The organism is Aestuariispira insulae, from assembly GCF_003385955.1.
Taxonomy (GTDB): Bacteria; Pseudomonadota; Alphaproteobacteria; order UBA8366; family Aestuariispiraceae; genus Aestuariispira; species Aestuariispira insulae.
The window spans coordinates 50041-63270 of sequence record NZ_QRDW01000001.1 but is presented as its reverse complement, the minus strand read 5'-3'; the positions used below and the strand labels follow the sequence as shown (position 1 = coordinate 63270).

Below are 13230 nucleotides of genomic sequence, written 5' to 3'. Positions count from 1 at the left end.
AATCACTATCAGGCTAAATAATGACCAAAAGGGGAACATTTTTACAAGCTTAGATCGCTGGAAGGGAAGAAGACGATCTCAACTTCTTCCCCCGCTCTGCTGGCAGGTGCGTTTGCCGGCCTGACCAGCAGGCAATCCGCATTGGATAGTTTGGACAGCATGGAACTGTCTTGTTTCTTATAAGGAGTTACCAGCAGATCGCCATTGCTGCCCTTTTGAAGGGTGGCCCGCAACATTTCTTCCCGGTGGTCATTTTCTGGAATATCGACGGAAAGTTTGGCACGTCCGCGACGTTCGAAAGCATCGGGGGATTTCCCGGCGAGCACGGCCAGGGCCGGTGCCAGGAAGACCAGGCTGCAAACCATTGAAGAAACAGGATTGCCTGGCAACCCCAGCATAGGGGTTCCAGCCAATTGGCCAAAAATGAGCGGTTTTCCCGGTCGCATGGCGATTTTCCAGAAATCGACCTTTAAACCTTCGTCTCCCAGGACGAACTGAATCAGATCATGATCGCCAACCGAAGCGCCACCCGTGGTCACAAGGAAGTCGGCGGATGCGGCAGCAGTCGCCATTTGCCGAAGGCTTTCCGGCGTGTCGCGTGCAATCCCCAATATCTGTGCTCGGCATCCAAGGGCTTCAACAGTCGCGGCAAGGCCGAGGCTATTGGAACTGATGATCTGACTGGGGCCAAGTGGTTCGCCCGGCATGACCACTTCATCGCCAGTTGCCAGAATGGCCACGGTTGGACGTTGGCGCACCATGAGCCAAGGCACATTCATCGCGGCCAGAAGGGCAATGTCGCGCGCATTGAGGGTCTTACCCGCCCGGAGCAAAGTCTCGCCTTCACTGAAATCAAGGCCGGCCGGGCGGATGAATTTTCCTTCATGCGGGGCCAGTTTGATGCGAACAGACTTTTTATCGGGACGCTCGGTATCTTCCTGCATCACAACCGCATCGGCCCCTTCGGGAACCGGCCCGCCCGTGAAGATCCGAACGGCTTCACCAGGATTAACCACGCCGTTAAAGCCACCGCCGGCGGGAGCTTCGCCAATCACTGTCAGATCGGCCGGTACGGTTGCCGTGTCCGCGGCACGCACTGCATAACCATCCATAGCGGAAACTGCTACGGGGGGCTGAGTGCATCGGGCGGAGACATCCTCTGCCAGAACGCGGCCCAGGGCAGAGCTTAAAAAGATTTGCTCTGGCGGCAGGGCAGACAGAGAAGAAAGAATGCGCTGGCGGGCTTCCTGGACGGAGATCATCTAGAAACGGGATCCTTAAGCTTGGTAAGTACCGGATTTTCCACCAGTTTTATAAATCAGGCGGATATCCTGGATCTGCATGGATTTATCTGCTGCCTTAACCATATCGTAAACGGTCAGGGCAGCTGTGGAAACCGCGGTCAACGCTTCCATCTCGACACCGGTCCGGCCTTTCAGCTTGCAGGTGGCTTCAATGTCGACCGCGCTTCGTTCTTCATCCAAAGACAAACTGACCTTGACAGAGGTCAGGGATAGCGGATGGCAGAGCGGGATGAGGTCGGGCGTCCGTTTGGCGCCCATGATCCCGGCCAACTGTGCGATGCTCAGTACATCGCCTTTTTTAACGCCGCCCTGTTTGATCAAGGCAAGGGTGTCCGGCGCCATAATCACAGATCCCCGTGCGGTTGCGATGCGTTCGGTGACATCTTTTTCGGAAACATCGACCATGACGGCATCGCCATCCTCATTGATATGGGTGAGTTTGCTCATCAGCGATCCCTCAGGCTGCATCAAGGCCAAGAAGGGCCTTGGTTGCTGCTGTCACGTCGGTCTGGCGCATCAAGGATTCGCCGACCAGGAAGGTCGTGGCACCGACTTTGGACATCCGGACCAGATCCTCATGGCTGTAAAGCCCGCTTTCCGCCACAAGCAGTTTATCATCGGGGATCTGTGCCGCGAGTTCCTCAGTGGTGGCGAGATCAATTTCAAGGGTTTTGAGATTGCGGTTATTGACCCCAATCATGGGTGAGCGCAATTCCAGGGCACGATCAAGTTCTTCCTGATTATGAACTTCGATTAGGACATCCATGCCCAGTTCAAAGGCAAGCGATTCCAGTTCATCGGCGTCATCATCGTCAAGGGCCGCCATGATCAGCAGGATGCAATCCGCGCCAATGGCTCGGGCTTCGTAGACCTGATAAGGATCCAGCATGAAATCCTTGCGCAGGACCGGTAGGTCAACAACCATCCGCGCAGCGATCAGATAATCATTGCTGCCCTGGAAATAAGGTGTGTCGGTTAGAATTGACAGGCAGGCCGCGCCACCGGCGCGATAGGCCCGGGCCAGGGCGGCCGGGGCAAAATCCTCACGAATCAGCCCTTTGGAAGGTGATGCTTTTTTGATTTCTGCGATCAGGCCGAACTGGCCGTCTTCAGCGCGACCGCGCAATGTGTCATAAAAGCTACGTGTGCGCGGGCCCTTTCGGGCTTTTTCGATCATTTCATCTGGCGAGATTTCCGCCTTGCAGGCCTCAATATGGGCGCGCTTGTCATTACAGATTTTCTCCAGCACGTCACTCATCTTTAAATCCTGCAATAGAAACTAATTTATCAAGGGTGGATTTTGCGTTGCCCTGGTCAATGGCATCACGGGCCAATGACACACCTTCCTTCAGGTCTGCCGCGCGCCCGGCCACGATCAGGGCTGCCGCCGCGTTGAAAAGGACCACATCGCGATAGGGGCCTTCCTTACCATTCAGGAGATCTCGGATGGCCTGGGCATTTTCTTCCGGAGTACCACCACGCAGATCTTCCAGGGTTACTACGGGCAAACCGACTTCTTCAGGCGAAACCTCGAACGAGTGCAGCGCACCGTCTTTCAGCTCCACAACCTTGGAAACGCCTGTGGTGCTAAGTTCGTCCAGGCCGTCTGCCCCATGAACAACCCAGGCCCGTTCTGCGCCGAGTTCGGAAAGTGTCTGCGCCATCATTTCAAGGCTGTCAGGACGGTAGGTGCCAATCATGTAATGTTTAACCAAAGCGGGATTGGATAGTGGGCCAAGCATATTGAAAATGGTCGGTACGCCCAGTTCGACCCGGGTCGGGCCGACATTGCGCATGGCACCGTGATGGCGTTGGGCCATGAGAAAGCCGATATTGGCCTCCTGAAGGGCACGTTTAACATTTTCCATGTCAGTCTCGAGGTCCAACCCCAAAGCAGACAATGCATCGGCGGTGCCGGATTTGGAAGAGGCCGCCCGGTTGCCATGTTTGGCGACCGGCACACCGCAGCCGGCAACCACCAATGCGGTCGCGGTCGAGATGTTATAGGTATGGGCCATATCACCGCCGGTGCCGACAATGTCCATTGCACCATGAGGTGCCTCTATGATCAGGGCCTTTTCCCGCATGATTTTGACGGCGCCGATGATCTCCTCAACGGTCTCACCCCGTACTTTCAGCGCCATGAGGAAAGCCCCCATCTGTGACGGTGTGGCATCGCCCGACATGATGATGTCAAAGGCCCGGGTTGCTTCTTCCAGAGAAAGGGGCTGCCCGGCACCTACTTTGGCCAGAAGGGGTTTTAGATTCCGTTCATCGGTCATTGAATATTCTCTTGGCGCGCGAGGGTTAGGAAATTCTCAATCATGCGATACCCGCCCTGCGAAGCGATGCTTTCCGGGTGGAACTGGACCCCATGGATGGGAAGACTTGTATGCTGCAGCCCCATGATTGAACCATCATCGGTCTCGGCGGTTATTTCCAGGCAATTGGGAAGGCTATCTTTCTCCACCACCAGGCTATGATACCGTGTGACATCAACTCGGTCCGGCAAATCCGCGAAGATGCCTTTTGAGGCATGGCTGATCGGGGAAACCTTACCATGCATGGGCTTTTCCCGGATGATCTTTCCGCCAAAGGACTGGCCTATCGTCTGATGGCCCAGGCAAACCCCAAACAGTGGCAGTTTTGCCTCCGCCGCAGCCGTAACCATTTCCAGACAGATGCCCGCCCGGTCCGGATCACAAGGGCCGGGAGACAAAACAACGCCCTCCGGTTTCAATGCCAGGATTTCAGCCACCGTAATCTTGTCATTTCGGTGAACCTGGGTGTCGGCCCCCAATTCACCGAGATAATGCACAAGATTGTAAGTGAATGAATCGTAATTATCGATCAATACAAACATGAAAAATAAACTCTTTGGTCCCTGTCAGCGTTTTATAGCAGCTGCGAGGCGACAGACAAACCGGAGTTGGGCCGAATCACGATATTTTATTATGAAAACCGTAAGGATAGGTCGTGATTTTGCTGCTTGCTCCGGTTATGATCAGGGAAACGCCAATCTGATAAAGTTATAGCTGGATTCAAAAGCTGAGGCGTCTCATCCAAATGAACAAAAAGAAATTTTAAGGCACGCACATGACGGATGGCCCGCATAAAACTGTTTTTCCATTGGTCGCTGGTGTCCTTATGATCGGCGCGGTTGTGGGTGTCGGATTGGGGCTGTTGATTGATGATGCGCCCGAACCAGTGGCTGAAAAACACTCGAATATTCCCAAGGAACCAACACCAGAGCCGGTGATATCGCTTTCTGTGCGTGTTGATCGTTCCGAGCGGGCACTAAGTGCCTTGCAATATGAAGATGTTGCCAATGTTCCCCCGGTGGTCGATGAGACCATCATTCCGGGCGATGCGGAAGAGGATGTGGTTGAAGCCGATCCAAGCGACCCGTTGCTTGCATTGGTAAAACCGGATGAGGGTGTGATCACCCCCAATGTTACTCATGCTTCGCCGGAACAGGAGACTGTTGCTTCTGTCCCGGCGGATATAACGCCGGCGGCACCAGCAGAAAGTTACGCAAAACCGGTGCCGATCTGGGAAAAAAGAGCCCTTCCGGTATCCGGCCTTTTGGGGGAACGGCGGCCGCTTCTGGCGGTTGTGATTGATGATGTCGGGATCGACCAGCGCCGGACCGCCCAGGCTATCGAATTGCCTGGGCCGATGACGTTTTCCTTCATTCCGTATGGCAGAAATCTCTCGCAATTTGTTGATACTGCAAGTAAAAATGGCCATGAAATTATGCTGCATATGCCTATGGAGCCGGAAAACGAAAATGTTGATCCCGGTCCAAACGCGCTGCTGACAAGTTTGGATGAGGCCGAGATCGCCAAGCGTTTGAACTGGGGATTGTCTCAGTTTAATGGGTATATCGGCCTGAATAATCATATGGGCAGTAAATTTACGGCCTGGGTACCGGGGATGCGGATTGTTCTTGAGGAATTGCGCAACCGTGATCTCATGTTCATGGATTCAATCACCTCGCCACAATCCGTCGGCTATAAACTGGCGCGTGAGATGGGGGTGGCTGTCACAATACGAGATGTATTCCTCGACCATGACCAGGATGAAAAAGCCATTCGCGCTCAATTGGGCCGCATGGAGAAAATAGCCCGTGAAAACGGTCATGCCATTGCCATTGGCCATCCCCACGATTCGACCCTGGCAGTCCTTGGCGACTGGGTTGAAGGGGTGGAGGAACGCGGTTATCGCCTGGTCCCGGTATCTGCTATTTTGCTCAAAAAGCGTGCCGTTCAGGTATCCCGTCAGGAAAGTCAGGGATAGGCCGAAATTTCAACCCAGCTGAAATGCTTGGTTCAATTGCCGTTATGGCTGGCGAAACGCACGGCTTCCTGCGCCGCGCGAACCAGCGCGCGTGCCTTGTTGCAACATTCCTGATGCTCTGATTCCGGATCACTGTCCGCGACAACGCCGGCCCCAGCCTGGACATACATCTTTCCGTCTTTAACAACCGCCGTCCGCAGCGCGATACAGGTATCCATAGCGCCATCAGCACCGAAATACCCGATACAGCCGGCATAAATGCCGCGTTTTTCCGGTTCCAATTCGTCAATGATTTCCATAGCGCGAACCTTGGGGGCGCCGGAAACTGTGCCGGCAGGAAAACCCGCCATCAGCGCATTCAGGCAATCGATGCCGTCGGCCACTTCGCCTTCCACATTGGAGACGATATGCATGACATGGCTGTAGCGCTCAACGATGAACTGGTCTGTAACATTAACGGTGCCGATCTTGGCGACACGCCCGACATCATTGCGCCCCAGATCGAGCAGCATCAGATGTTCTGCACATTCCTTAGGGTCGGCCAGAAGGGATTCTTCATGGGCGATATCTTCAGCAGTCGTGGCACCGCGCGGCCGGGTTCCCGCGATCGGCCTGATCGTGACCGTTCCGTCGCGCAGCCGGACCAGGATTTCCGGACTGGAACCGACGACGGAAAAATCGCCGAAATTCAGATAAAACAGGAAGGGGGAGGGATTGGTGCGCCGCAGAGCCCGATAAAGTGAAAAATGCGGCAGTTTAAACGGAATTTCAAAGCGCTGGCTAAGCACCACCTGAAAAATATCACCGGCCAGGATATAGTCCTTCGCTTTTTCCACCATGGACCGGTAGGCGGCTGGTTCCATGTTGGAAACAGGTTCCGGCATTTCGGTCTCACCGGGCAAGAAGGCTTCGCCATGGGGCAGGGCGCGGGCAAAATCCGTGCGTACGGCATCCATGCGTTCATGGGCGCGCTCATAGGCCTGCGCAGCGCTGAGGCCATCTTCCGGGCGCACAGGGGTAACGATTGTCATGATATCTTCGATATTATCGAAGATCGCAATGACGGTCGGACGCATGAAAATGCCATCTGGTGTTTCGATGGCGACAGGATTGACATTCGGGAGGTCTTCAACAAGACGCACAGTATCGTAGGACATATAGCCGACGAGGCCGGCGGACATTGGTGGCAGGTTTTCCGGCAATTCGATCCTGGATTCATCCAACAGCAAACGCAGGCTTTCCAGGGGCTCGCCGTCGCAGGGGGCAAATGCATCCGGATTTTGCTCGGGTGTGCGATTTATCTCAGCCTGATTGCCCTGGTACCGCCATATCAAGTCCGGATGCATTCCGATAAAGGAATAGCGGCCTCGAATAGCGCCGCCTTCCACGGACTCCAGCAGGAAACTGTTTGCACGGCCTTCCGCCAGCTTCATGAAAGCAGAAACCGGCGTTTCAAGATCTGCGACCAGGCTGGTCCATATCACTTGGGATTCCCCGGACTCATATGTTGCCTGGAAAATGTCGAAATCCGGGAAGGAATCCATGCGCTTCGTCTCCGAGACGGGCCCAAGGGCCCGCCGCTATTTATTGCTGTTGTTGCGCCAGCAGTTGGCTGACCAGGGGTTCGTTTACGTTGATGCCATGTTTGCTGCGCAGAGCAGACAGATATTGCTCAAGCAAATCGTTGCGGATGCTGTTGCCGATATTGGCCTGCAGGCTCTCAATCTCTTCCTGGTGCTGGTCCAGCTCTGGCTGATGTATTTCTGCGACAGTTGCAATGGTTACCGTTTTGTCATCGACATTTGAAGTTGCTTGGCCTTTTGCAAGTGTAAATAAATCGGAAATCATCGGTGCAAGCAGCGGAACCGAATTACCGGAACGGTCCGTTTTCTTGGCGGCGATAAACTGCACACCACGGGCTGAGGCGATTTCTTCAATCTTCGCGCCGGTATTGAGGTCCTGTACGAGCTTTTCAGCCGTTGCGACGGCTGCGTCCCGATATTGTGCGTCTGTCCACAGGGCGTGAACTTCTTCACTCACCTCATCAAAGGTTTTGATGCGGGATTCTTCGATGCTGTCCACGCGCAGGATATAAAACCCTTCATTCCCATTGGACTGCATGAGGCTGTCGAGACCCTGTTCTGTCGTGAAGGCGAATTCCAGGAATTCGGAGCGGGCAGGTAGATCTTTTACTTCGGTGCCAGCGGCATCTTCGCCCCTGCGGTTCAATTTTTCAATTGTGCGAATGGGAAGATTCAAGGCACCGGCAGCTTCTTCAAAAGTGGCACCAGAACCGACCCGGTCGTCGAAGTCCTGGGACAGGTCGTAAGCGAGTTGACCGGCTTCTTCAATTGCCAGGGACCGCTTAAGCCCGTCCGCCACGTCCGCCAGCGGGGTCACGGATTCTTCAGACACTTCAGCGGCTTTCACGATGTACCAGCCAAAAAGCCCTTCCTTCGGTTCGGAGAAGCTGTTCTTTTCCAGGGAAAAGGCGGTTTCTGCCAGGCCTTCATCCGGGATGTCGCTCAAGCTGACAGATCCCAGAAGCAGGTCGCCTTCACCCAGGCCGGCAAATTCCTTGCCCACTTCGATGAAATCTCCGCCCTGTTGCAGGGCGGCATAGGCCTTGTCTGCGGTTGCTTTATCCGCAAGCGGCATCTGATAAATCTTGCGGGTTTCTTTCTTCGTGTACTGATCCAGGCGCTGGTCATAGGCCTCTTTTACCTGCTCTTCGGAAATTTCAATGCCAGAAGCGAGTTTGCTGGGCGTGATCTCGACGAAGGTAATGGACCGGTATTCCGGAGCGCGAAAGGCTTCCTTGCGCTCTTCATAAAAGGACTCGAGCATTTCCGGGGTCGCGGGTTCCAGGGCAATCGTGCGGTCGATCGGGAAACTAAGATAGTTAATGTCCCGGGTTTCGCGCAGGTATTTATATAGCGTGGAAGAGATCGTCTTGGGTGCTTTTGCGCTGCTGTCTACGGCGCCGATCAAGGAGGAAATCGCAAGTTCGCGTTTGCGGTTGTAGGTATAATAGTTCTCGTTCATGCCGGCCCGGTCCAGAATGGCCCGGAACACATCAATATCGAATTTACCGTCGGATCCGGCAAACTGTTCATTTTCATGTGTGTCGCGGATGTAAATTTCATCAGAGCTCGAGATTGACAGAGCTTTGGTTTCTGCTTCGAAAAGGGCCTGGTTTTGCAACTGACCCAATACCTGACCTGCGATTAATTCTTGGGGAAGGCGGCTGGTGTCGATACCCTGTTGGCGCAAAGCGGCTACGCGGGCACGGTAGGCTTGTACGAATTCGGTGGGGCTGACTTCCTGGTCACCCGCTTGAACGACAGCTTGGCCGGTTGACGAAAAATCAAACTGAATCCCCCAGATGGCAAAGCTGCCGACCAGCAGGAGCAGGATGATCTTGGCGGCCCAGGACCCGACGGAACTACGCAATGTTTGCAGCATGAAACACTCGATTCTTAAATCAATTTTACATTCTAAAACCGGAAGAAACTCCCGAAAGGCGCGGCATGATAGAAGGGGTGCACCGGGCAGGCAATAGCGAATTGGCATGAAACCCAGTGGGCCGTTAAGGAGGGGCTACCCGATTTCCCGAAAGGATACTACCCGGCTGTGTGGTTGGCTGTTGCAAGGTGACATGCTATTGAGCATTCAGCATTGATAAACCTACCTACGGCATTAATGTGCCGCTGCGGAACTATAAGGGAATATGGAACATGACAGAGCCGCGTCGTCCGGTGATTGCAGGGAACTGGAAAATGAACTGTCTGCTGGATGCGGGGCTGGATCTGGCTCAGGCGGTTGAGGACGGCGCTGGTGGTCGTGATTGCGAAATTGTCATCTGCCCGCCCCATGTTTTGCTGCATCCCGTGAATGTCGCATTGGAAGATAATCTGCTGGGTCTTGGTGCTCAGGACTGCCATGTGGCTGAGAAAGGCGCCCATACAGGTGATGTCTCGGCTGCGATGCTGGCGGATGCGGGATGTGGTTATGTCATTGTGGGGCATTCCGAGCGTAGGGTCGATCATGGCGAGAGCGACGATTTAGTGCGTGCCAAGGCCGAATCGGTTTTTGCGCAAGAGCTGGTTGCTATCATCTGCATCGGGGAAACCGAAGCCGAGCGTGACGATGGCCGTACAGAAGCCGTGCTGGCCAAGCAGCTTGATGGCAGTGTTCCTGCGGGCTCGAACGCGGCGAATACCATTATCGCCTATGAGCCGGTATGGGCGATTGGCACCGGCAAGACCCCCACAGCGGATGAGGCTCAAAACGTGCATTCCTTCATTCGCCGGTATCTGGCGGAGAAATTGGGGGATGACATCGCGTCTGGCATGCGGATCCTCTATGGCGGTTCCATGAAGCCGTCCAATGCGGCCGAATTGCTGGCGCAGGCGGATATCGATGGCGGCTTGATCGGCGGCGCAAGCCTGAATGCCGGAGATTTCCATGGTATTGTTGAGTGTCTGCCTGGTTGAGCGGCGCGCCGGTAACCGGTTTCGGCCTTTTTCATGCCAAATGAAAACGTGTATTATATAATTCATAAAATGGCTGGCCAAAGCCGGTCGAACGGATTAAAACCGTTCGGACCGCATGGAACTGTTCTTTGCGGTCCATCAGACATTGTTGAAAAGTAAATGGGATGAGGCCGGATTATGGAAGCGGTTCTGCTGGTTGTGCTTTTGTTGATCACGTTGGCGATGATCGTTGTCATTCTCCTGCAGCGCAGTGAAGGCGGCGCGCTCGGTATGGGTGGCGGCGGCGGCGGTGGCGCTGGCGGGGGCATGTTCACTGCCCGTGGCACAGCGAACCTTCTAACACGTACGACCGCTTTTCTCGGTGCGGGTTTCATGTTGACCTGCCTGGCGCTTGCGGTCCTGGCCAGCCAGACGAGGGAACCCACCTCGATTCTGGAGCAGGCACCGGTGACGGCACCGGCCGAACCCCAGACGGATGAACCGACAGTTCCGGTATCGGAATAACGGTTATCCAGCAAAGAAGGCGGCAGAATAGCCGCCTCTTTTTATGGATATTCCCTAAGTGAGGTACGTATAGCGGCTATGACGACGCGATATATTTTTATTACGGGTGGTGTTGTTTCCTCTTTGGGCAAGGGGCTGGCCTCCGCGGCATTGGGTGCGCTTCTTCAGGCGCGTGGCTATAAGGTTCGCCTGCGCAAGTTGGATCCCTATCTGAATGTGGATCCGGGCACGATGAGCCCTTATCAGCATGGCGAGTGTTTTGTGACGGATGACGGTGCCGAGACCGATCTGGATCTTGGTCATTACGAGCGTTTTACCGGTGTGCCGGCCCGCCAGTCCGACAATGTGACCACTGGCCGGATCTATTCCGATGTGATCGCCAAGGAACGCCGTGGCGACTATTTGGGCGGAACGGTTCAGGTTATTCCCCATGTGACCGATGCGATTAAGGCCTTTGTTTTGTCCGATGTTACGGATGAAGATTTTGTTCTTTGTGAAATCGGTGGCACCGTGGGCGATATTGAAAGCACGCCCTTCCTGGAAGCCATCCGTCAGATTCGCAACGAGTTGGGCCGTGACCGCACAGCCTATTTGCATTGTACGTTGATGCCCTGGATTGCTGCGGCCGGGGAGCTGAAGACCAAACCGACCCAGCATTCCGTGAAGGAGCTTTTGTCAATCGGTATTCAGCCGGACTTCCTGTTGATCCGAGCAGATCGTGAAATTCCGCGCGGCGAGCGCCGCAAGGTCGCATTGTTCTGCAACGTCCAGGAAAGCTGTGTCATTCCGGCATTGGATGTGGATACCATCTATGACGTGCCGAATTCCTATCATAAGGAAGGCCTGGATGTTGAGGTTTTGCGCTATTTCCACCTGATGAAAGAGGGTGAGGAAGATGCGGTTGACCTTTCCCGCTGGCATGAGGTTGTGCGCCGTTTCCGCATGCCGGAAGGGGAGGTAACCATTGGCGTGGTCGGCAAATATGTAGAGTTGCTGGACGCCTATAAATCCCTACATGAAGCAATCATTCATGGCGGCATTGCCAATAATGTGCGCGTGAAGATCAAATGGCTGGAATCGGAAGCGCTTGAAAAGGGCGACCCTGCAGAAGTTCTGTCCGGCTGTCACGGTGTCCTGGTGCCGGGTGGTTTTGGTGAGCGTGGCGCTGAAGGCAAGATTGCTGCGGCCAAATTTGCCCGGGAACGGAATGTTCCCTATTTCGGGATTTGCTTTGGCATGCAGATGGCGGTCATTGAGGCAGCTCGCAATATGGCGGGTATTGAAGGTGCCGGCTCTTCCGAATTTGGTCCCTGCAAGGAGCCGCTGGTCGGTCTGCTGACTGAATGGAAGCGTGGCAACACCGTTGAGGTGCGTGGCGAGGATGATGATAAAGGCGGTACCATGCGTCTTGGGGCATATCCCTGTAAACTCATGGAAGGCAGTCGTGTCCGCGAAATTTATGGCGAGGAAGTCATTTATGACCGTCATCGTCATCGCTTTGAAGTGAATATCGCTTACAAGGAAAAGCTCGAAGAGGCTGGACTGAAATTCTCCGGCATGTCGCCTGATGGCGTATTGCCGGAAATTGTTGAGATCCCGGAACATCCTTGGTTCATCGGTGTTCAGTTCCATCCGGAACTGAAATCCCGTCCCTTCGAGCCGCATCCGCTTTTCTCAAGCTTTATTGCCGCTGCGACCACGCATTCGCGCCTGGTCTGATTTAGGTCGATCGAGAGGATTTATAGAGGAGATGACAACAGTGCATCATGTGAAAGTCGGTGACTTGACCATCGGTAATGATCTGCCCTTTACCCTGCTGGCCGGGCCTTGTGCCATGGAAAGCCGGGATCATGCCATGGACATGGCGCAGGGGATTAAGGAAATCACCGACCGGTTGGGGATCGGCCTGATCTATAAATCCTCTTTCGACAAGGCGAACCGCACGTCAATCAACAGTCCGCGCGGCATTGGCCTGGAAAAGGCGCTGGCGGTATTTGAAGAAGTGAAAAACAAGGTCGGCATTCCGGTGGTGACAGACATTCATGAGCCCGGCCAATGTGCCGAAGTGGCGACCGTTGTGGATGTCCTTCAGGTGCCGGCTTTCCTGTGTCGCCAAACGGACCTGATTGTTGCCGCTGCTGAGACCGGCAAGGCGGTCAATGTCAAGAAAGGTCAGTTCCTGGCGCCTTGGGATATGGCCAATGTGGTCAAGAAATTCGAAGAAGTTGGCAATCCGGATGTGATGCTCTGCGAGCGCGGTGCCAGCTTCGGATATAACACGTTGGTCACCGATTTTCGTGGGCTGCCGACCATGGCGCAAACCGGCAAGCCGGTTGTGTTTGATGCAACTCATTCCGTACAGCAGCCGGGCGGGCAGGGTGGTACCAGTGGCGGCCAGCGTGAATTTGTGCCGGTGCTTTCACGCGCCGCTATGGCGGTTGGCGTGGCAGCTGTCTTCATGGAGGTGCATCAACAGCCGGAGATTGCCCCATCCGATGGCCCGAACATGATCCCGCTGCATAAATTGGAAGAATTGCTTTCCGTGATGAAGGCTTTTGATGGGCTGGCAAAAGCCCATCCCGTCTCCATTGCATAACAAAACCATAAAATAACAAGAATAGACTGCG

The 13230-nt window shown here is 54.6% G+C and carries 12 protein-coding genes; 5 read left to right on the top strand and 7 right to left on the bottom strand.

Annotated elements, in window-relative coordinates; all coding sequences use genetic code 11:
- Positions 1-41 precede the first annotated feature (41 nt).
- Genes DFP90_RS00315 through DFP90_RS00295 form a run of 5 tightly spaced genes read right to left on the bottom strand, consistent with a single transcriptional unit; the run spans position 42 to position 4167 of the window.
- Positions 42-1262: a molybdopterin molybdotransferase MoeA gene (locus DFP90_RS00315; RefSeq protein ID WP_115934440.1), complete on the bottom strand. Its 1221-nt coding sequence runs from the start codon at positions 1260-1262 to the stop codon at positions 42-44.
- Positions 1263-1277: 15 nt separating this feature from the next.
- Positions 1278-1775: a cyclic pyranopterin monophosphate synthase MoaC gene (gene moaC, locus DFP90_RS00310; RefSeq protein WP_425452124.1), complete on the bottom strand. Its 498-nt coding sequence runs from the start codon at positions 1773-1775 to the stop codon at positions 1278-1280.
- Positions 1762-2562 carry an indole-3-glycerol phosphate synthase TrpC gene (gene trpC / locus DFP90_RS00305; protein WP_115934438.1) on the bottom strand — a complete coding sequence of 267 codons (801 nt, stop codon included), beginning with the start codon at positions 2560-2562 and terminating at the stop codon, positions 1762-1764. Before trpC ends, moaC begins: the two co-directional genes overlap by 14 nt.
- A complete protein-coding gene (trpD, locus tag DFP90_RS00300; RefSeq protein ID WP_115934437.1) occupies positions 2555-3586 on the bottom strand; it encodes an anthranilate phosphoribosyltransferase in 1032 nt (343 codons plus the stop codon). Before trpD ends, trpC begins: the two co-directional genes overlap by 8 nt.
- Positions 3583-4167: an anthranilate synthase component II gene (locus DFP90_RS00295; RefSeq protein ID WP_115934436.1), complete on the bottom strand. Its 585-nt coding sequence runs from the start codon at positions 4165-4167 to the stop codon at positions 3583-3585. Before DFP90_RS00295 ends, trpD begins: the two co-directional genes overlap by 4 nt.
- A gap of 233 nt (positions 4168-4400) precedes the next feature.
- Between DFP90_RS00295 and DFP90_RS00290 the strand changes: the two genes are divergently transcribed.
- Complete coding sequence (locus tag DFP90_RS00290) at positions 4401-5603, top strand: divergent polysaccharide deacetylase family protein (RefSeq protein WP_115934435.1); 1203 nt, start codon at positions 4401-4403, stop codon at positions 5601-5603.
- 32 nt (positions 5604-5635) lie between these two features.
- On the opposite strand, the gene trpE is transcribed toward DFP90_RS00290, so the two are convergent.
- Positions 5636-7147: an anthranilate synthase component I gene (gene trpE, locus DFP90_RS00285; RefSeq protein WP_115934434.1), complete on the bottom strand. Its 1512-nt coding sequence runs from the start codon at positions 7145-7147 to the stop codon at positions 5636-5638.
- A gap of 40 nt (positions 7148-7187) precedes the next feature.
- Entirely contained in the window at positions 7188-9068 is a 1881-nt protein-coding gene (locus DFP90_RS00280; protein ID WP_181905114.1) for a SurA N-terminal domain-containing protein, read from the bottom strand.
- A 272-nt stretch (positions 9069-9340) separates the two neighbouring features.
- Here DFP90_RS00280 and tpiA point away from each other — a divergent pair, with 272 nt between their 5' ends.
- The 4 genes from tpiA to kdsA all read left to right on the top strand — a co-directional run bounded on the left by tpiA (position 9341) and on the right by kdsA (position 13199).
- Positions 9341-10099, top strand: a complete 759-nt coding sequence (tpiA, locus tag DFP90_RS00275) for a triose-phosphate isomerase (protein WP_115934432.1) — start codon at positions 9341-9343, stop codon at positions 10097-10099.
- 177 nt (positions 10100-10276) lie between these two features.
- Positions 10277-10603 carry a preprotein translocase subunit SecG gene (gene secG, locus DFP90_RS00270; RefSeq protein WP_115934431.1) on the top strand — a complete coding sequence of 109 codons (327 nt, stop codon included), beginning with the start codon at positions 10277-10279 and terminating at the stop codon, positions 10601-10603.
- Positions 10604-10681: 78 nt separating this feature from the next.
- Complete coding sequence (locus DFP90_RS00265; protein WP_115934430.1) at positions 10682-12322, top strand: CTP synthase; 1641 nt, start codon at positions 10682-10684, stop codon at positions 12320-12322.
- Between the two features lie 31 nt (positions 12323-12353).
- Positions 12354-13199, top strand: coding sequence for a 3-deoxy-8-phosphooctulonate synthase (gene kdsA, locus DFP90_RS00260; RefSeq protein ID WP_115934429.1), 846 nt, complete (start codon positions 12354-12356; stop codon positions 13197-13199).
- Positions 13200-13230 lie beyond the last annotated feature (31 nt).

Excerpts from the sequence above, each read along its gene's own strand:
- trpC (WP_115934438.1), bottom strand. The coding sequence starts at position 2,562 with ATGAGTGACGTGCTGGAGAAAATCTGTAATGACAAGCGCGCCCATATT.
- trpE (WP_115934434.1), bottom strand. The coding sequence starts at position 7,147 with ATGGATTCCTTCCCGGATTTCGACATTTTCCAGGCAACATATGAGTCC.
- DFP90_RS00265 (WP_115934430.1), top strand. The coding sequence starts at position 10,682 with ATGACGACGCGATATATTTTTATTACGGGTGGTGTTGTTTCCTCTTTG.
- DFP90_RS00280 (WP_181905114.1), bottom strand. The coding sequence starts at position 9,068 with ATGCTGCAAACATTGCGTAGTTCCGTCGGGTCCTGGGCCGCCAAGATC.
- DFP90_RS00290 (WP_115934435.1), top strand. The coding sequence starts at position 4,401 with ATGACGGATGGCCCGCATAAAACTGTTTTTCCATTGGTCGCTGGTGTC.
- kdsA (WP_115934429.1), top strand. The coding sequence starts at position 12,354 with ATGACAACAGTGCATCATGTGAAAGTCGGTGACTTGACCATCGGTAAT.
- DFP90_RS00315 (WP_115934440.1), bottom strand. The coding sequence starts at position 1,262 with ATGATCTCCGTCCAGGAAGCCCGCCAGCGCATTCTTTCTTCTCTGTCT.
- secG (WP_115934431.1), top strand. The coding sequence starts at position 10,277 with ATGGAAGCGGTTCTGCTGGTTGTGCTTTTGTTGATCACGTTGGCGATG.
- trpD (WP_115934437.1), bottom strand. The coding sequence starts at position 3,586 with ATGACCGATGAACGGAATCTAAAACCCCTTCTGGCCAAAGTAGGTGCC.
- tpiA (WP_115934432.1), top strand. The coding sequence starts at position 9,341 with ATGACAGAGCCGCGTCGTCCGGTGATTGCAGGGAACTGGAAAATGAAC.
- DFP90_RS00295 (WP_115934436.1), bottom strand. The coding sequence starts at position 4,167 with ATGTTTGTATTGATCGATAATTACGATTCATTCACTTACAATCTTGTG.